Below are 19,785 nucleotides of genomic sequence, written 5' to 3' on the forward strand. Positions count from 1 at the left end.
GATGTCTACACCTCAGCAGAACTACGACCTTAATGGCACTGTTCCAGTGAACCAACAAATCTATCGCTACCTGCGTAAAGATATTGTTGAATGCACCATTCCTCCCGGTACGCTGCTTTCAGAGAAAGAGATCTCGGCACGGTTTAACGTTTCACGCCAGCCGGTGCGCGAAGCATTTATCAAACTGGCGGAAAACGGATTAGTACAGATCCTGCCGCAGCGCGGGACCTTTGTGCAGAAAATATCGGTGAAGCGCGTCGCTGACGGACGTTTTATTCGCAGCGCGATCGAATGCAGCATTGCACGTCGCGCCGCAGAGCTGGCAACCCCCAGCCAATTGCTGCTGCTTGAGCACAGCATTAGCCGTCAAAAACTGGCCGCGCAGCATCAACAAACCAGCGAGTTTTTAGCCTTGGACGATCAGTTCCATCAGCTACTAACCGACATAGCGGATTGCCCTCTGGCATGGGAAACCATTGAGAACATCAAGGCGACGATGGACCGAGTGCGTTTTCTCACCTTAAGCAAAGTCTCACCGCCGGAAAGCCTGATCAGCCAGCACGAAAAAATCTATCAGGCGATCGCCAAAGGTGACGCCGACGCCGCGGAAGAGGCCGTGCTGGCACATCTACAACAGATGATTCACACCATTACGCCGATTGAACAGCAAAACAAAGAGTGGTTCGAATAGCGTTAAGCGCTGCTGTCCTTTCAGGCTGACAGCGGCAAGCCTCACTTTTTCTCCCTTCACCTAGAGCTGATGCAATAAAGCATGTATTGTACCGGCTGGCTGTAAGCAAACCGCTAATATCTTGTTAAGTAATTTCACTCATTGCTCGAGGCCTTTGCCTGAGCCAAGACGGGAGTTCACCATGACTGATATCGCTAAGTTGTTAGGTAAAGAAGCCGATTCACTGCTCCAACATCGCTGCACCACCCTACCCGCTGAACAGTTTTACCTTCCCGGAGCGGACTTCGTTGACCGCGTCATGATCGATAACAACCGCTCTCCGCGCGTGCTGACCGCCATGCAGAATCTGTACAACACTGGCCGTTTAGCCGGAACAGGCTATTTGTCGATTCTGCCAGTCGATCAGGGCGTTGAGCATTCAGCGGGTGCCTCTTTCGCAGCAAACCCGCTCTATTTTGATCCTAAAAATATCGTAGAACTGGCGCTTGAGGCAGGCTGCAACTGCGTGGCTTCAACCTACGGCGTGTTGGCTTCTGTATCGCGCCGCTATGCGCATAAGATTCCGTTCCTCGTTAAACTTAATCATAACGAAACCCTAAGCTACCCCACGCAGTATGACCAAACGCTGTATGCCAGCGTCGAACAGGCCTTCAATATGGGCGCACAGGCCGTGGGTGCCACGATTTACTTCGGGTCCATTGAGTCACGTCGCCAGATAGAAGAAATTTCAGCAGCCTTTGAACGTGCGCATGAGCTGGGTATGGTCACCGTGCTGTGGGCCTATCTGCGTAATCCGGCGTTCAAAAAAGATGGCGTCGACTATCATGCTAGCGCCGATTTAACCGGACAGGCCAACCATCTGGCCGCCACTATTGGCGCTGATATCGTGAAGCAAAAAATGGCGGAGAATAATGGCGGCTACAAAGCGGTGAACTTTGGTTATACCGATGAACGTGTCTACAGCAAACTCACCACCGACAATCCGATTGATTTGGTTCGTTATCAGCTCGCTAACTGTTATATGGGCCGCGCTGGGCTAATTAACTCCGGCGGAGCCGCCGGTGAAAATGATATGTCTGAGTCCGTACGCACTGCGGTTATTAATAAAAGAGCTGGCGGTATGGGTCTAATCTTAGGTCGTAAAGCTTTCAAGAAATCGATGAAAGATGGCGTCGCGTTAATCAACGCCGTGCAGGATGTCTATTTAGATAAGAGCGTGACTATCGCTTAATAGATAGCGCTTAATGAACACCGCCTAGCGGCTAAACGACGGGCTACTGCTGAGCCCGTCATTCTATTTCTCTCACTTCTTTCTTTAGCGATTCAGGGATCTCTTTCTTCAAACGCTCCAACATCACAGAAAAAGCGGGGTTATGCACTGAGGCTCGGTTATAAATCATGTACATTCTCACCTGCGGCATAATAAAGTCTGTTTTTAACACCTGAATATTAAAGTTATCTGCAAAACGCTGTAATGAACCCGCGGGAATAACGCCAACAGTATCGGTATTTTCAATTACACTCATAATCGTTAGCATCGAGTTGCTGGTAAAAGCGACATTTCGATTGCCAAGCGCTTCATCAATCTTAATCTTCCCCGCAATAACCTCAGGGTCATCAATGTTGATTGTCGTGAATCTCTCCTTAACAGCCAACTCTTTCGTTAACCGCCCTTTTAATCGTGGATGATCCTTGCGGCAAACAAATAAGATCTCAGTATCGGCACAAGGGATACACACCGTTGAAAAACTGGTATACGGGCTGGTACTGAAAATAATATCCGCCTTACGGAAACTCAGTAACTCTTCGGTTTTTACCGATTCGGTGTAGCCACTATGATGAACAATTTCATAGTCCATACCATCATGTTGCAGGCTATTCAGGACAGCAGGCAGCAACTCCATCCCCATAAACGGCGGCGAGTAGATAACAAATTTCTTTTTCAAATCATTATCGGATGAAGCACTGACCACGCGGCCAAGTTGCTCCATGCTTTGCGTCAGTTGTTGATGCAAATTAACCGCCACCGTGGTGGCTGAGATTCCTTTCCCTTCACGGATAAACAGCGGATCGTTAAAATGATTACGTAATTTTTGCAAAGACTGGCTGACCGCGGAAGGCGTCATCCCCATAGATGTGGCTGCTAAACTCACGCTCGAATGGGCGTATACCATTTCAAAAACAGTCAGTAAGTTCAGGTCAAAGACTTTTATCTTTCCCAAAGCGTTGCGTTCGGTATATCCGCTCATAGATGGTGCGCTCATGTTTATATAAAAAATATATGAAACAATATCGATTAATAATCACAATAGATCCATAAACCCTCACTACATTACTTATTAAGTAATTATAATCAATAAAAATTAGCAGAAATATCCAGATCCGTTGGGCTATCCTAATATCTTTCAAACGCAAAAAAAAAGCTTCGTATTTTTAATAACATACGAAGCTTTTTATCGGGATAAATATTAATGTCGATTACGCACTAGCTGATAGCGGCGGGTAAGATACTCTACCGGAACGCTCCAGATATGGACTAAACGACAGAACGGAAATAGCACGAATAGCGTCATGCCTAGTACGATATGCAGCTTAAAGATCAGCGCAACACCGTCTAAATGCGTAGCCGCACCGGTATGGAATGTCACGATAGACTGCGCCCACGCCACCAGCTTCATCATTTCGCTGCCGTCCATATGCTGGGCGGAGAAAGGAATGGTGAGAAGTCCCAAGCACACCTGAACCACCAACAGCGTCAGGATTAAGATATCGCCTACGCTTGAGGTTGCACGCACACGTGGATTCGTTAAACGGCGCTTGAGCAGCATCACACCGCCAATCAGCATCATCACGCCGCAGGCACCACCGGCAAACATCGCCATTTTTTGCTTAATTGGCACCGGCAGAAAGGATTCATACATCCAGTGCGGCGTAAGCATTCCTAGGAAATGCCCAGCAAAAATACCTAAGATTCCAATGTGGAAAAGATTAGACGCTAGGCGCATGCCTTTTTTATCCAGCATTTGGCTAGAGCCCGCACGCCAACTATATTGTCCATAGTCGTAACGGATCCAACTGCCAATCAGGAAAATTGCCCCCGCCAGATACGGATAGATATCGAAAAAGAATTGGTTGAGATAATTCATTAGCGTTCTCCTGCCACCGGCGTGGCGTCCAAACTGAGATACTGCGGCGCAACCGCACCTGCGAAACGACGGTGATGGGCATTCTGCTGTGCCGAAGCACAGCCTTCTTCGCCCAGAAACTTCACCTGTTCCTCTTCCCACACCGCATCTAATGCCGCCGGCGTATCGTCACGCGTTTCCTGCGCAACTTTATCGCTTAGTTGTTCACTAGCGACGTGAGTGCCTGAAACGGCCAGCAGCAGATCAAACAGCACGGCATAATGGCTTTGGCGATCTTTTAAACGCGCGCCCAGCAACGCCAGAATCGGCACGATGTCCAACAATCCCTGACGCGCCGTTTCACGATCGCGGCTCGCAAGGAACTCGAGATACATCGGCAGGAAATCAGGCAGTTCGCGGCTGTCGATCTCTAGACCCGCAGCGTTATATTGCGCCATCAGATCGACCATCGCCTGACCGCGATCGCGGGATTCACCGTGTACGTGCTCAAACAGCAATAAAGAGGTCGCACGACCACGGTCAAACAGTTCACAGTATTGCGCTTGAACATCCATCAGATCGTTTTCGGTGAAATCACGAATAAAGGTCAGCAACTGCACCGACTGCGCCAGCGTCAATTCACTGGCGTCATCTAATGCGTCCACCAGCTCTTGCCGATTTTCCCATAATGCCTCATCGGGGTAATCCAGCAGACGAGCAACGATTCGCAGCGTCATCATCAGCTTTTCTCCCCATGAATATCGGCATCACGCGGCGTTTTCTGCGTCACGTCGATAGCGTCGATACGGCGGCTGTTAAACAGGTTGAATTTGGTATCGCTGCCGTGACAGCCATCGCCAAAGCTAAACCCACAGCCTTTGCTTTCAGGGAACGCTTCACGCGCTTGTTCACGGTGGCTTGATGGAATCACAAAGCGATCTTCGTAATTCGCAATAGCCAAGTAGCGGTACATTTCCTGCGCCTGAGCTTCGGTTAATCCCACCTGCTCTAATGCGCTGGTGTCGATAACCCCGTCAACGGTTTCTGCACGTTTGAAATGGCGCATAGCCAACATGCGTTTCAACGCCAGCAGCACCGGAGCGGTATCGCCCGCCGTCAGCAGATTAGCCAAGTATTGAACGGGGATACGCAGGCTTTCAACATCAGGCAATACGCCGGTATGCGGTAAAGCACCTGCATCGGCCGCCGACTGAATTGGCGACAACGGCGGTACATACCACACCATTGGCAGCGTGCGATATTCAGGGTGCAGTGGCAGAGCCAGCTTCCAATCCATCGCCATTTTGTACACCGGTGATTTCTGCGCAGACTCAATCACGCCCTGCGGTATGCCGTCTTTCAAGGCCTGTTCAATCACCGCAGGATCGTTAGGATCCAAGAAGATATCCAGCTGACGCTGATAAAGATCTTGCTCATTTTCCGCCGAAGCCGCATCGGCAATTTTATCTGCGTCATACAACAATACGCCGAGGTAGCGGATACGCCCTACGCAGGTTTCAGAACAGATAGTTGGCTGTCCAGACTCGATGCGTGGATAACAGAAAATACACTTCTCAGACTTACCGCTTTTCCAGTTGAAGTAGATCTTTTTGTACGGGCAACCGGTCAAACACATGCGCCAGCCGCGGCACTTGTCCTGATCGATCAGCACAATGCCGTCTTCCGAACGCTTATAGATCGCGCCGCTTGGGCACGTCGCCACACACGCCGGATTCAGACAGTGCTCGCACAGGCGTGGCAAATACATCATGAAGGTATTTTCGAACTGGCCGTACATCTCTTTTTGCATGTTGGCGAAGTTCTGGTCTTTGGCGCGCTTGGAAAATTCGCCGCCCAGAATATCGTCCCAGTTCGGGCCGTTTTCGATTTTCTTCATGCGCTGACCGGTAATCAGCGAGCGTGGACGCGCAATCGGCTGATGCTTACTTTCCGGCGCGTTTTGCAGGTGATGATAATCGTAGTCAAACGGTTCGTAGTAATCGTCTAATCCCGGCACGTCAGGGTTAGCAAAGATTTTCGACAACAGCCCCACGCGGTTACCCATGCGTGGTTCTAGCTTGCCGTTAATCTTGCGGATCCAGCCACCTTTCCATTGTGACTGGTCTTCCCAGTTGTGGGGATAACCCACGCCGGGTTTACTTTCTACGTTGTTAAACCACGCGTATTCGGTGCCTTCACGGCTGGTCCAGACGTTTTTACAGGTCACCGAACAGGTATGGCAGCCAATGCATTTATCGAGATTCAGCACCATGCCGACTTGAGAACGGATTTTCATTTGGCTTTCTCCTGCTGGCTACCCTGTGAGTAGTCGTTACCTTCTTCGTCTAACCAGTCGATACGGTTCATCTTACGTACCACCACAAACTCATCACGGTTGGAACCTACGGTACCGTAGTAGTTAAAGCCGTAGGCCAACTGCGCATAGCCACCAATCATGTGCGTCGGTTTCGGTGAAATACGCGTGACCGAGTTATGAATACCGCCGCGCTGGCTGGTAATTTCTGAGCCAGGAATATTCACGATACGTTCCTGCGCGTGATACATCATGGTCATGCCCGCAGGGATACGCTGGCTCACCACCGCACGCGCCGTTAATGCGCCGTTGGCGTTGAAGGCTTCAATCCAGTCGTTATCTTCAATACCTAACTCTTTGGCGTCATCTTCGCTCAGCCAAACAATTGGACCACCGCGGCCTAACGTCAGCATCAATAAGTTGTCGCTGTAGGTTGAGTGAATGCCCCACTTCTGATGCGGAGTCAGGAAGTTCAGCGCTTTCTCTTTGTTGCCGTTCGGGGATTTCCCCATCACCGGTGCCGCCGCGCGGGTATCAATCGGTGGACGATAGACCAGCAAGCTTTCCCCGAAGGCACGCATCCATTCATGATCCTGATAAAGCTGCTGACGGCCGCTCAGGGTGCGCCAAGGGATCAGCTCATGAACGTTGGTGTAGCAAGCATTATAAGAGACATGTTCGTCTTCCAAACCAGACCACGTTGGGCTAGAGATAATCTTGCGCGGCTGCGCCTGAATATCGCGGAAGCGGATTTTTTCGTCTTCTTTGTTCAGCGCCAAATGGGTGTGGTCACGGCCGGTAATATTGCTCAGCGCCTGCCAGGCTTTCACCGCCACCTGTCCGTTAGTTTCAGGCGCCAATGACAGAATGACCTCTGCCGCATCAATCGCCGTGTCGATTTTTGGACGTCCGGCTGCTGCACCGTCTGGCTGGGTATAGTTCAGTTGCTTGAGGAAATCGACTTCGGTCTGAGTATTCCAGCTAATGCCTTTGCCGCCGTTGCCCAAGGTGTCCATTAATGGGCCCAGAGACGTAAAGCGCGCATAGGTATTTGGATAGTCACGTTCAACCGCAATGATATGCGGCGCAGTTTTACCCGGAATAAGATCGCATTCGCCTTTTTTCCAATCCTTCACGCCAAACGGCTGCGCCAATTCGGCAGCGGAGTCGTGCTGGATAGGCAATGTAACGATATCGGTTTCTTTACCTAAATGGCCGTCACACATACGCGAGAAGGCGTCAGCGATCCCTTTATAGATCTCCCAGTCGCTTTTGGATTCCCACGCAGGATCGACCGCGGCTGACAGCGGATGAATAAACGGATGCATATCCGACGTATTCATATCGTCTTTTTCATACCACGTGGCGGTTGGCAGCACGATATCGGAATAGAGACAGGTGCTCGACATACGGAAATCAAGCGTGACCACCAGATCCAATTTGCCTTCACCCGCGTTGTCTTTCCATTCCACGTCTTCAGGCTTCACACCGCCCTGCTGGCCCAAATCCTGACCTTGAATACCGTGTTCGGTACCCAGCAGGTATTTCAGCATGTACTCATGGCCCTTACCGGAAGATCCCAGCAGGTTTGAACGCCAGACGAACAGGTTACGCGGGAAGTTTTTCTCATCGTCCGGCTGCTCAGCGGCAAAGCGAATCGAACCTTCTTTCAGGCTTTTCACCGTGTAATCCACCGGAGACAGGCCTGCGGCGCGGGCTTGTTCAGCGATATGCAGCGGGTTTGTCCCGAGCTGAGGCGCAGAAGGCAGCCATCCCATTCGTTCGGCACGTACGTTTAAATCAATCAGGCTGGTGCTGAAGCGAGATTTATCCGCCATTGGCGACAGCAGTTCTTCAGTGCCCACGGTTTCATAGCGCCACTGGCTTGAATGATTGTAGAAGAATGAGGTGCTGTTCATATGGCGCGGTGGACGCTGCCAATCCAAACCAAAGGCCAGCGGAGTCCAACCCGTTTGTGGACGCAGTTTTTCCTGCCCCACGTAGTGAGCCCAACCGCCACCGCTTTGGCCGACACAGCCGCAGAAGATCAGCATGTTGATCAAGCCGCGGTAGGTCATATCCATGTGATACCAGTGGTTCACACCGGCACCCACGATGATCATGGAGCGACCGTGAGTTTTCTCGGCATTTTCCGCAAACTCACGCGCAATACGCACGATGTTTTCTTTGCTTACGCCGGTAACCAGTTCAGCCCAAGCTGGAGAATAGGCTTTAACGTCGTCATAGCTTTGCGCACAGTTTTCATCGTTTAAGCCGCGCTCAATGCCGTAGTTTGCCAAGGTTAAATCGTAAACGCTGGTCACTAACGCCGTAGAACCATCGGCCAACTGTAGGCGTTTAACCGGTAGCTTATGCAGCAGCACGTCTTTCAGCTCAACGCTGTTGAACGGATCGCTTTCGCTGGTTTTAATGCCGCCGAAGTACGGGAAGCCAACTTCGGCAATCTCGTCATAGTTATCGAGCAGGCTGAGCTGAAGTTTGACTTCTTCACCGCTCACGCCGTCACGCTGTTCGAGATTCCATTTGCCTTTCTCACCCCAACGGTAGCCGATAGACCCCTGCGGCGCCGTAAGCTCGCCGTTTTGGTTAATCGCAACGGTTTTCCATTCAGGGTTATTTTCTTGGCCTAAACCATCCACCAAGTCAGAAGCGCGCAGCATACGACCGGCAGCATAATGACCTTCTGCACGTTGCTCCAACAGCACCAGCATTGGCATGTCGGTGTAGGTGCGCACGTAGTCGGCAAAATATTCGGTCTGACGCTGAACGTGGAACTCATTGAGGATCACATGGCCCATCGCTAGCGCCATGGCGCTATCGGTACCCTGTTTCGGGTTCAGCCAATGGTCACACAGTTTGGCAATTTCCGCGTAGTCAGGCGTCACCGCCACTGTCTTCGTGCCCTTATAACGCACTTCGGTGAAGAAGTGCGCATCAGGCGTACGCGTTTGCGGAACGTTAGAACCCCAAGCGATGATATAGGAAGAGTTATACCAGTCGGCCGATTCAGGTACGTCGGTTTGCTCGCCCCAAGTCATTGGCGACGCAGGCGGTAAATCGCAGTACCAGTCATAGAAGCTCAAGCATACACCGCCGATCAGCGACAGATAGCGAGCGCCTGCCGCGTAGGAAACCATCGACATCGCAGGGATCGGCGAGAAGCCGATAATACGGTCTGGGCCATACTGCTTGGCGGTATAAACGTTGGATGCCGCAATCAGTTCGTTGACTTCTTTCCAGCTCGAACGAACGAAACCACCGCGACCACGCGCCTGTTTGTACTCTTTCGCTTTCTCAGTGTCGCTAACGATAGAACCCCATGCGTCGACCGGATCGCTGTGCAGGGCTTTCGCTTCACGCCACAGTTTCATTAGGCGCTTGCGCATCATCGGATATTTCACGCGGTTAGCGCTATACAGATACCAAGAGTAGCTCGCGCCGCGCGGGCAGCCGCGTGGTTCGTGGTTTGGCAAATCAGGGCGAGTGCGAGGATAGTCAGTCTGCTGGGTTTCCCAAGTGACTAGACCGTTCTTGACGTAAATCTTCCAGCTACATGAACCGGTACAGTTTACCCCATGGGTAGAGCGCACGATTTTGTCATGTTGCCAGCGGCTGCGGTATCCGTCTTCCCAGTCACGGTTAACGTTCAGTTCTTGGCCGTGGCCATCAGCGAACGTTTCGCCTTTCTGTTTGAAATAACGGAACCGGTCAAGAAATTTGCTCATCCGGAGTTCTCCTGATACGGGGATTAAATCCCCTGTCATTATTGTGAAATATGCGTGATGCATTGCTCAGATTGCGGCCAGACTACCGAGCGTTACGCGCGCGGAACTTGATTGCGATCAAGGCAGAATGCGGGGCCTATTCCAGTATCAGTGCGAAATACCACCAAAGGATAAGATCACGAAAAACATATAATTAAATGAAAAATAAGGATTAATTTTAAATCTGTATGTTTTATTGAGGATAATTTGATAGGCAGGACTATTTGGGGGTAGGTAAGTCGTTGATGGCAATCAGGTCAGCCTTTTTGCTCAATGCTTCAATATCAAAGCATAAGGAAAAAGAGTAACAACATGAAAATGGGATATTGTATTTACCACCCAGACATATCAGCATCACGCCGAAAATATCCCCTTCTGGATTATTCATTCAGCCAGAAGTTGCGTTTTACTCTTGAGATTGACACCTGATGAGTCATATAAAATATGTGATGTTCCCTATTTTGGCGGCACTTCCCTCATTCGCTAATGCCATTGAGCCAGACACTAGTTCTCCCATTGAGCATCAAAAATGCGGAAAAAACATCAACCTAACGTTGAGAAACGTGGCCGATGGTCACGCCGTTATCGGTTTGATTAACCGTAAAACCAAGGCTTGGGATTATTTTTACTCTCATAATGGCTTTGTCAGCGATTACAAATATTCCCAATATGTTCCCGCTATCCATAACGCTAAATCCGGTAGCTATGAGTTGGCCAAAGAAACAGCCAACAGCGGCCCTGCAATTTATTGGGGAGTGGATAAAGCGGGTAATTATCAATTAGTCCTTGGCAAACACACCTATCGCTGTGGGCTGCTGATCGCACCGGAAACGAATCCATCGCGTGTAAACGACAATTTAAACGCGGCCTATGGGGAATAGTCCCCCTGCTGCTCGCCAATAGTAAAAAGCCCCCGCGAGAAATCAGCGGGGGCTTTTTTATCAGAACAAGCAAACTTATTGACGTGTTACCGACCGTTTAAAAGATCGAGATACACGGGTCTAGCACACCGCGGGGCGCTCCGGCGGCTTACGCCGCTACGACCCCATCGGTGTACTCCCCCTAAAAATAAGCTTAAGTATCTTACTTTAAACCTATTAGCGGGCTTTCTTTGTTGCCAGCGTTTTCAAATTACGGCCATAAACAAACCACGTAATCAGAATACAGACGACGTAAAACACCACAAAGACCTTCATAGCACCGGCCGGAGAACCGGTCAGCGCCAACGATGTACCAAAGGCTTTAGGAATGAAGAAGCCCCCTGCGGCACCAATCGCGGAGATAAAACCTAACGCCGCTGCGGTATCGGTGACGGCTTCACGCTGAGCCTGATCGTCACTGCCGCCACGCGCTTTCACGCTGTCGATGGTGATTTTACGGAATACCACCGCAATCATTTGGAACGTAGAACCGCTGCCTAACCCTGCGGTTAAGAACAGCAGCATAAACACGCTGTAGAAGGCAATAAACGAACCGCCCACGCCGTGGGTTGGCAGCGTCAAGAACAGCAACGCGGCAAAGATCGCCATCAGCACAAAGTTGATCAGCGTAACGCGAATACCGCCAAAGCGATCGGACAGAGCACCACCAACCGGACGAGCCAACGCCCCAAGGAACGGACCAAAGAAGGCGTAATGCAGGATCACCACGTCAGGGAACTGGGTTTTTGACAGCATGGCAAAGCCTGCCGAAAAACCGATAAACGAACCGAACGTCGAAAGATACAGCACGCTCAAGATCCACAGGTGCCCACGCTTAAGCACGGGCAGCTGTTGGCTGAGAGAGGCTTTAGACGCGGCTAAATCGTTCATGCCAAACCAAGCAAACAGCGTGGCAATAATCAGGAACGGCACCCAGATCCACGCGGCGTTTTCCAACCACAGGCTACCGCCGTCTGGCTGGGTATGGCCTGTACCACCGAAGATACCGAAAATGCTGATGGAAATAGCAATCGGCGCAATCAGCTGCATAACGCTGACGCCTAAATTACCCAAACCACCGTTTAAGCCCAGCGCTCCACCCTGTTTGTTCTTAGGGAAGAAGAAGCTGATGTTAGCCATGCTGGAGGCAAAGTTAGCACCGGCAAAGCCACACAGCAGGGAAATCGTCACGAAAACGCTAAACGGCGTCGTTGGGTCCTGCACCGCATATCCCAGCCATAGGCAAGGAATTATGAGGAAAATAGTGCTGATTGCCGTCCAGCGACGCCCACCAAACATAGGGATCACAAAGGAGTATGGCACGCGCAAAATAGCGCCCGAAACAGAAGGCAGCGCGGTCAACATAAACAGCTGATCGGTGGTGAAGTTAAACCCGACCTTATTGAGATTTACCGCTACCGCGCTGAACAGCATCCAGACGCAAAAAGCGAGTAATAAACAGGGAATTGAAATCCATAGATTACGTTGAGCTGTTTTTTGGCCAATTTGCTGCCAAAAATCAGGCTCTTCAGGGCGCCAATCCTGGATCACGCCCCCTTTCGATTGTGTATTTGGAGCGGATGCTTGTGTCATAAAAACCTCTGCCTTTATCCGGTTAGTAGCGGAGTTGTACGCATCACGCACCTGAGCAAACTTGATACAAATCAAGCCGCTGTAAGGTAGCAATTTGGCGAAATCAGCCATAACTCCCTTAATGAGTAGGCTATAATTGTAAAAATATTTTCGAAGAATCATTCGTTTAAAGCTTTAAAAATTGAGCCTTCGCTACGTGAGTGGCACAAGCAAATATTAAGGGTTACTTCCTTATGGGTATGGGGTTATAGGCTAGGATGATTTAAAAAGGCTTTTCAAAGGTATCTTTCCTTTTTCCCGCAGCTGGTAGATTTTCATGAAACATTTCTGTGCACGTTTTTCCATCGTCAGTCAGGTAGCCGTTTTGATGCTACTGCTTGGCATATGTGGTATTGCAGGAATGAGCGTTTCCAGCTGGATGGCACAGAGCATTCAAGGCAACGCGCACGCGATCAACACATCGGGATCGCTGAGAATGCAGAGCTACCGTTTACTCTCGATGGTACCGCTAAATGCCAATACAGATAGCAAGCGCTGCTTAGATGAATTAAATAACGATTTAAACAGCCCAGTGTTACTGTCAGCCGTCAAGGAAGAGCATCTCAACACGCAGTTCTCCGCCCTACAACAAGCTTGGCAAGGCGATCTGCGCCCCGCACTACTTGCGGCACAACACCCCGATGATGCACGGGATAACGTCGCCAAATTTGTCGGCCATCTCGATGAACTGGTTTCTGCCATCGACCATCAAACCGAACAGCGTTTGACGATGGTCAGCATGGTACAAAAGATTTTTATTATCCTGACGTTGTTACTGCTGGTTGGCACCGTGGTCTATTTACGCCGCCGATTACTCCATCCTTGGCGCCAACTGGTCGGCATGTCGCAGGCGATTGGACAAGGGAATTTCAGCCAGCGTTTTCAGCAAACCGATCATCAGGATGAAATGGCTATTTTAGGCTCGACGCTGAATGCCATGTCGTCTGAACTCTCGCTGATGTATGGCAAACTCGAGCAGTTGGTCGAGCAAAAAACCACGGATTTACAGAAGAAGAATCAGGTTTTATCGTATCTGTATCGCGCTAGCCGCCAGCTCCATTCTCGTGCGCCATTATGTTCTCGGCTGCTGCCGGTGCTCACGGAGCTTCAAGAGCTCACGCCCCTGCACTCGCTACAGATTCGCTTGTATGAAAACAACAGCGACGAACAGTTTGATGAACTGAACTGTGTGGAAACACAGCGTCCCAAACACTGTCCTGATACGCATTGCGTCCAGTGTTTGAACCATTCTGAGCATGTTCCAAATAAACCCAGCTCTACGGTTAGCTGGAGCTTGAACGATCAAAGCGGTCGCTATGGTTTGATTTTGGCCCAGTTGCCAGAAGGCGTGACGCTACAACCCGAACAAAAGCAGCTGATGATGACATTGTCCGAACAGATCACCAGCACGTTGGCTCTGGAACAGCAGGCCGACCAACAGCAACAGCTGGCAGTCATGGAAGAACGTTCTGCCATTGCACGTGAGCTGCACGACTCCATCGCCCAATCGCTCTCGTGTTTAAAGATGAAGATCAGCTATTTGCAGATGCAGTCCACAGCGTTACCTGACAATATTCAAACCCAACTGCAAGAGATGCGCGAAGAACTGAACGCGGCCTATCGCCAACTGCGCGAACTGCTGACGACTTTTCGCCTGAAGCTGAGCGAACCGGGATTGCTGGCTGCTTTGCAGGTCACCGTCGCCGAATTTAATCAACGCTTTGGTTTTACTATCGATTTTGACTATCAGCTTCCGGCCAAAAGTGTTCCATCCCATCAGGCAATTCATTTAGTACAAATTGCCAGAGAAGCCCTAAGCAACATACTTAAACACGCACAGGCAACGCAGGTTGATATGACCATCACCCTACAAGATGATGAAATCGTTATGTCTATTTGCGACAACGGCCTGGGTATTAGCACTTCCCCTGAGCGACAGAACCACTACGGTCTCGTGATTATGAGCGATAGAGCCCAGAGTCTGAACGGAGAATGCCAAATTTCACGCCGTGCGAGCGGTGGCACCGAAGTACGAGTCACATTCCCACAGGAAATACGCTAATCCCACGGCATCTGGTTTAGAGGAGAAATTGATGAATTCCACATTAGCTCAAGACGATCAATATACGATTCTGTTAATTGACGATCACCCGATGCTTCGCAGCGGTGTAAAACAGCTGATTAGCCTTGAGCCACAGCTAAAGGTGATCGGTGAAGCCAGCAACGGCCAGCAAGGCATAGAATTGGCGGAAGAGCTCGATCCTGATTTGATTTTGCTCGATCTCAATATGCCGGGTATGAACGGGCTAGAAACACTGGATCAGCTTCGCACCCGCACACTATCGGGCCGTGTGGTGGTTTTTAGCGTTTCTAATCATGAAGATGACGTCATCAGCGCGCTAAAACGCGGTGCCGACGGCTACCTGCTTAAAGACATGGAGCCCGAAGATCTGCTGCGCTCACTCCATCAGGCCGCTGCCGGACAAGTGGTCATCAGTGAAGCGCTCACGCCGGTATTAGCCGCTAGCCTGCGTGAAAGCCGCCCTTCTTCAGAGCGCGATGTGCAGCAATTAACCCCGCGCGAATGCGATATTTTGAAGCTGATTGCGCAAGGCTTACCGAACAAAATGATCGCCCGTAAATTAACGATCACCGAAAGTACGGTTAAAGTTCACGTGAAACATTTGCTGAAAAAAATGAAGTTAAAATCACGTGTAGAAGCCGCCGTATGGGTATTGCAAGAAAAGGTCTTTTAATTAAAAAATAAAAAGCCCGCGAGAAAATATCAGCGGGCTTTTATTACCGTATTAAAAACTATTTATTCTGATCGACCAGGAATTTCACAACATCTGCAAATTCAGTGCGGTAACCGTCAATGGTTTTACTCTGCATTCCATCATTTTTAATCTGATATTGACCACCAACATAGAATGATGGCGTACCGCGCACACCGAAAGCCTCGGTGGCATTTTGCTGTTTTGCGGTGATCGATTTCACCATAAAGCTGTGTAGCGCGCCGTCATATTCTTCGGCTGGAATACCCGCTTTAATAAACACTTGGCGAATATCCTCTTTATTCTTTATTGATTGTTCTTTTTGAACCGCATCGAAAAGAGGTTTTTCTACTTTATTTTCAATCCCTAATGCAATAGCAACAGACCATGCTTCGGTCAGTTCTTCGCCCATAGAGCCCATGGCGCTGACGTGGTACTTCACCACTTTATCGTTCTGAGGCAGACGTTCGTTAACGGCTTCACTCACTTTATAAACATTCGCAAACTGGTTACATGGCGGGCAATAAAAGGAGAAAAATTCAACTACGGCAGGGGCATTTGGCACCTTATTTTTCAGTTTTACGTACTGTTCGCCTTCCTGATAGTCTGCAGCGTGTGATGCAAAAGAAAATAAAGAGAATGTGCTGAGTAGCGCCAGCAAAAGATATTTTTTCATATTTGTGAACATTACCGTCATTAGAGAGTTAAACAACGGCCAAAATGTTAGCATCAACGGTTATAAAACCCTGCCGACTTTACGGTTTATTACACAATCAAAGGCATAGAAATACAAACTCGATTATTAATTGCGCTCTTATAGTTTCAAAAGTAAATACTTTTATATGCAATACTTTATAAATAGGATGCATTGAAGTATCAAAATATATTCCCCAAGCGATAAACAGACCTTGGGGAATATTCGATGAAAATGCGTTAAAACATCAGTTCCAATCAGGCGCGCTTTCAATTTGCTTGGTGAGCATCGCTTTTACCTGATTATCTGGCTTGCCTAGCCACTGGTATTTTGCGTGTTTACTTGGATGGTCGAGCGCGTCAGGCCTATCCGCTATTTCCACACGAACGCCCCAAGCCTGTTTCTTATCGTTGCTAAACGCCACGTACATAAAATTATTAGCGCAGTCATGTGGCTTGCAGATATTGCCAACCTGATATTTTTTGCCTTGCCACGTTACCCATTCTGGTGGCGTTGAAGTGCCTGAACCTTTACGTGCCCACACAGGCAAATTTTTCTGCCCTTTCACCATCTTCTGCCATGTTTGCTGATAGCCTGATTGTTGTACCAGCTCAGAGGTGGAGACCGGTATAGAAGCAGCCAAGCTGACGGTGCTCAAACTCATGACAGTACCTAGCAGCGCCACTCGTAGCATTTTTTTATCAATCATCATCAACATCCTTTGCAGTCAAATATCTATTACAAATTAAACAACGATAAATCATACATACATTTTATATGACCACGCCATACGACAAAAGTTGATCCATACCACGAAAGTTATGACAAAAAAGCGGGAAATCCTCGTTGGTATGACAACTTAAGGTAAGCTATCAACCATAAGAATCGACCAGAGAAAATCAGCATGTTCACACTCCCTTCGTTGCCACCGTTAGAAAAAAGCCTGCATAGCGCAGAACTTGCACACCCATTAAACAAGCTAGAAGAAGATAAAATTTCACAGATGGTGGCCGATCTGGATTTGAACGGTTCGATCAAAGAACATTACTTAACCGGCTGGATGGGACTTTGCCCACTGGTGATGATCCGTAATTATCAGGATAAACGCGGCACCTCCAATGGTTTTATGCTGACGAGTCCGGGCCATTTTCGCTTTAGCGTACAGGCCATTACCTTCCGTATTCCCAAGTTTCTGCTGTGGGCAACGTTTCGCCGCAAGCCGCGGACAATGTCGCTCATTGCCTATCAGCAATTAGGTGAAAACGGCGGTGGCCTGATGCAATATCGCAACATTCTCGACGCCGAGATGAAAGAAACGGTCAACCAGCAATGGCGGGATATCAATGATTATCTCGGTGCGGCGTGCTATCAGGTTGAAAACGACTATCCGCTATGGCAAATGCTCGAGCAGACGGTAACGGAAGAGAAAGCTAACTGCTTAGCCACGATGTTAGCGTCCAATGGCAAAAAGCTGCAAAAAGATGATGAGTTTAGCGGGCTATGGCAGGGCGAACTCTTCATTGCCACACGCCCTGCTGGTGAAACATCGCCTGCCACATCGGTCATCATCAGCTGGCACGTCGGCGATGACATTGGCAGTTACCTTTATGGCTGGCTGAATAACGAACAAGGCGAAAAGCAACTTGCGTTAGCTATTCGCCCTGGGAAAAATGAGCAGTTTTTCACGCTAAACCGCTTTGATGCCGAACACGTTCAGCGCGCAGTCGCATTGTTTAAGTTAGTAACCTCTGAATAAAAAAGGGGCCAGCTCATTGGCCCTTTTTTATCTATCAATTACGGCATAATGCACGCTACACCTTCCGTTTTCTCAGCAAGGTTCGACGTTATATGTCCTGTTGCGGTATACACATAATAATAAGCATCTTGATCGGCAATAGCTTCTTCCGAAGTCCAGAACACCGTACCCGCATGTGAAACATCATCCAGACTCGCTCCCCACTCTTGCCACAGTGAGTCACTTGGCACCGTACGATTGCCGTTTCCTGTAGATAAATCATCACGGGTTGGCATTCGGTATCCCTGATTTTCACACCAGGCTTTCGCGTCATACCAGTTAAGTTTCCCTGCGGCTTCGTCTCTAAAAATAAAGAACTTCTGCGGATTGAAAACAATGGATCCTTTCGCTTCATTATGACGAGCCATTATTCTGAATGCCCCCTTAGCCTTAATCGTGACAACGCCTTTATCGCTCACTGTAGCAATAGATGGATTGCTCGTTGTCCATTCATCAACTTGATCGTCCTCGTTATCCGTTTCTAACTTAAGTTGAGCACCGGGAAACGCGGTATGCACTGTGGCATCCGCAGTAGCATAATAGGTAGCACTGTTATTTGAAGGCGCGATTAAATAGCCAATCACATTTAGCGTATGTGGGTTAACCGGGCCCGTCGGGATATTGTCGTTAACATCATAGGTACTAATATCTTTAATAGAGAGCACAGTATTTTCTCGAGGTATACCAGTAACCGTTGTCGGTGTGATGTTAACTCCGACTGTACAGCCTTTATCATTAGGATGAATCACATACTGATTAATCCCCGTAGCCAACACACGTTTATTGTTACTAGTGTCTGTACAAAACCACTCAACAGTTGGGAGCGTGACGTCCTCATCACCTTCGGCATCAGCGACCGTCCAGGACATTTTTATGATATCGGTAATATCCAACTCATCGTCTACGCCCATAGTTTCATTGACACGAGTGAAGCTCACTTTGCCTGCTTCATTTTTGTCATTATAAATAACAGGGGCAGTACCATTAATTATGCCCGCAGAGCCTGTCATATCCGTTGCATTAACTATATTCAAGGAGCTAGAGATAAAAAAAATAAGTGCTACTGTGCAGCTATTGAAACGCTTTATTTTCATAAAACCATCCTGCAATAAACGTTGAGCACCGAAGCACTCAACGTTTATTATTTGCGCAGATTATTTACGCTTGGTCGATTTCAGTACTGATTTAACTTTAGCGGTGTAATCAACTTTCAGGCTGTAACCCTGAACACCGTCTGCGCCTGCCGTTGCAAACACATTTTTCGCATTGACGTTAGTTGCTGGGATAACCAGATCTTTATTATCTGTGCTGCTAACAGCATAACCACCTGCGGTACCGGTGGTTGCACTGGTGCCATCGAAGAACCATTTGTAGCTATAGTTAGCCGATGCATCAAGTTCGCCCGCATCTTGCTTACCGTTATTATTAACGTCATACCAAACTTTGAACTGATAGGTATGGCCAACCAACAGTTTGCTATCTGCTTTGCCGATCAGGTTCACCGTTGGTTCTGCACTATCGACAATCGCGGTACCGATAGTGCCACCCACAATTGGACCATCTGGAATATTATCGCTGCTATCGTATTTACTGATATCGTTGATAACGATGGTCTGGCCGGTTGTTGGCACACCCGTTGATGTTTGTTCAGTAATTTCCGCGCCTAAATAAAGACCGGCATCTGCATTCTGAATGGTGTAGTCGGCTTTGCCGTCGTTACCACTCAGCATCACTTTGTTGGCCCCAGCGCCATCGGTGGTGGTGAACCACTTAATGGAAGTCGTACTGCTGTCGGTATCGCCTTCAGCATCTTGTAACACGTAGCTCAAGGTAATTTTATCGCCTGGAGACATCGCATCGGTGGAACCACTGTGGTGATCGTTGGCGAAAGCAACGCTGTGAGCAGCACCTGCGGCGCTCGCTTTAAGCACCGGGAGTGTACCATTGAGCGTTCCCGCTGAATCCGTCATAACCGCCATTGCAAACGGGCTGCAACTCGCGAAAACAAAGGTTGCAAGTAGTGTTTTATTAAATTTTTTCATATCGAAATGACTC

16 protein-coding genes are annotated in these 19,785 nt (G+C 49.0%); 6 read left to right on the forward strand and 10 right to left on the reverse strand.

Annotation, left to right across the window (positions count from 1 at the left end):
- Position 1: 1 nt before the first annotated feature.
- Positions 2-691, forward strand: coding sequence for a GntR family transcriptional regulator (locus CPY98_RS14870; RefSeq protein ID WP_043494903.1), 690 nt, complete (start codon positions 2-4; stop codon positions 689-691).
- 181 nt (positions 692-872) lie between these two features.
- Entirely contained in the window at positions 873-1,922 is a 1,050-nt protein-coding gene (fbaB, locus tag CPY98_RS14875; protein WP_040047232.1) for a class I fructose-bisphosphate aldolase, read from the forward strand.
- Positions 1,923-1,980: 58 nt separating this feature from the next.
- On the opposite strand, the gene CPY98_RS14880 is transcribed toward fbaB, so the two are convergent.
- From CPY98_RS14880 to CPY98_RS14900, 5 genes are all read right to left on the reverse strand, one after another.
- On the reverse strand, positions 1,981-2,940 hold the full coding sequence (locus CPY98_RS14880; RefSeq protein ID WP_046450149.1) for a LysR substrate-binding domain-containing protein: 960 nt from the start codon (positions 2,938-2,940) through the stop codon (positions 1,981-1,983).
- A gap of 219 nt (positions 2,941-3,159) precedes the next feature.
- Positions 3,160-3,837 (reverse strand): respiratory nitrate reductase subunit gamma, encoded by a 678-nt coding sequence (gene narI, locus CPY98_RS14885; RefSeq protein ID WP_096388254.1) that lies wholly within the window; start codon positions 3,835-3,837, stop codon positions 3,160-3,162.
- On the reverse strand, positions 3,837-4,556 hold the full coding sequence (gene narJ, locus CPY98_RS14890) for a nitrate reductase molybdenum cofactor assembly chaperone (protein ID WP_025799841.1): 720 nt from the start codon (positions 4,554-4,556) through the stop codon (positions 3,837-3,839). The genes narI and narJ overlap by 1 nt, the downstream gene beginning before the upstream one ends.
- Positions 4,556-6,112, reverse strand: coding sequence for a nitrate reductase subunit beta (narH, locus tag CPY98_RS14895; protein ID WP_025799842.1), 1,557 nt, complete (start codon positions 6,110-6,112; stop codon positions 4,556-4,558). The genes narJ and narH overlap by 1 nt, the downstream gene beginning before the upstream one ends.
- Positions 6,109-9,876 (reverse strand): nitrate reductase subunit alpha, encoded by a 3,768-nt coding sequence (locus CPY98_RS14900; RefSeq protein ID WP_096388256.1) that lies wholly within the window; start codon positions 9,874-9,876, stop codon positions 6,109-6,111. Before CPY98_RS14900 ends, narH begins: the two co-directional genes overlap by 4 nt.
- A gap of 467 nt (positions 9,877-10,343) precedes the next feature.
- Between CPY98_RS14900 and CPY98_RS14905 the strand changes: the two genes are divergently transcribed.
- A complete protein-coding gene (locus CPY98_RS14905; protein ID WP_096388258.1) occupies positions 10,344-10,796 on the forward strand; it encodes a hypothetical protein in 453 nt (150 codons plus the stop codon).
- 216 nt (positions 10,797-11,012) lie between these two features.
- On the opposite strand, the gene CPY98_RS14910 is transcribed toward CPY98_RS14905, so the two are convergent.
- Positions 11,013-12,428, reverse strand: coding sequence for a NarK family nitrate/nitrite MFS transporter (locus CPY98_RS14910; protein ID WP_096388766.1), 1,416 nt, complete (start codon positions 12,426-12,428; stop codon positions 11,013-11,015).
- 316 nt (positions 12,429-12,744) lie between these two features.
- Here CPY98_RS14910 and narX point away from each other — a divergent pair, with 316 nt between their 5' ends.
- Both narX and narL read left to right on the forward strand, forming a co-directional pair.
- Positions 12,745-14,529: a nitrate/nitrite two-component system sensor histidine kinase NarX gene (gene narX / locus CPY98_RS14915; protein WP_096388260.1), complete on the forward strand. Its 1,785-nt coding sequence runs from the start codon at positions 12,745-12,747 to the stop codon at positions 14,527-14,529.
- 31 nt (positions 14,530-14,560) lie between these two features.
- Positions 14,561-15,223 (forward strand): two-component system response regulator NarL, encoded by a 663-nt coding sequence (narL, locus tag CPY98_RS14920; RefSeq protein ID WP_025799849.1) that lies wholly within the window; start codon positions 14,561-14,563, stop codon positions 15,221-15,223.
- 58 nt (positions 15,224-15,281) lie between these two features.
- Here the strand turns inward: narL and CPY98_RS14925 are convergent, their stop codons facing one another.
- Together CPY98_RS14925 and CPY98_RS14930 are read right to left on the reverse strand one after the other, a co-directional pair.
- Positions 15,282-15,929: a DsbA family protein gene (locus CPY98_RS14925; protein WP_096388262.1), complete on the reverse strand. Its 648-nt coding sequence runs from the start codon at positions 15,927-15,929 to the stop codon at positions 15,282-15,284.
- Positions 15,930-16,182: 253 nt separating this feature from the next.
- Positions 16,183-16,644, reverse strand: a complete 462-nt coding sequence (locus tag CPY98_RS14930; protein ID WP_025799851.1) for an inhibitor of vertebrate lysozyme family protein — start codon at positions 16,642-16,644, stop codon at positions 16,183-16,185.
- A gap of 195 nt (positions 16,645-16,839) precedes the next feature.
- Between CPY98_RS14930 and CPY98_RS14935 the strand changes: the two genes are divergently transcribed.
- Positions 16,840-17,691 (forward strand): hypothetical protein, encoded by an 852-nt coding sequence (locus CPY98_RS14935; protein ID WP_043494843.1) that lies wholly within the window; start codon positions 16,840-16,842, stop codon positions 17,689-17,691.
- Positions 17,692-17,729: 38 nt separating this feature from the next.
- Here the strand turns inward: CPY98_RS14935 and CPY98_RS14940 are convergent, their stop codons facing one another.
- Complete coding sequence (locus CPY98_RS14940) at positions 17,730-18,824, reverse strand: Ig-like domain-containing protein (RefSeq protein WP_046450144.1); 1,095 nt, start codon at positions 18,822-18,824, stop codon at positions 17,730-17,732.
- Between the two features lie 60 nt (positions 18,825-18,884).
- A complete protein-coding gene (locus tag CPY98_RS14945) occupies positions 18,885-19,772 on the reverse strand; it encodes a SinI family autotransporter-associated protein (protein ID WP_051874168.1) in 888 nt (295 codons plus the stop codon).
- Between the last annotated feature and the right edge of the window lie 13 nt (positions 19,773-19,785).

Source organism: Hafnia sp. CBA7124, assembly GCF_002355555.1.
GTDB lineage: Bacteria > Pseudomonadota > Gammaproteobacteria > Enterobacterales > Enterobacteriaceae > Hafnia > Hafnia alvei.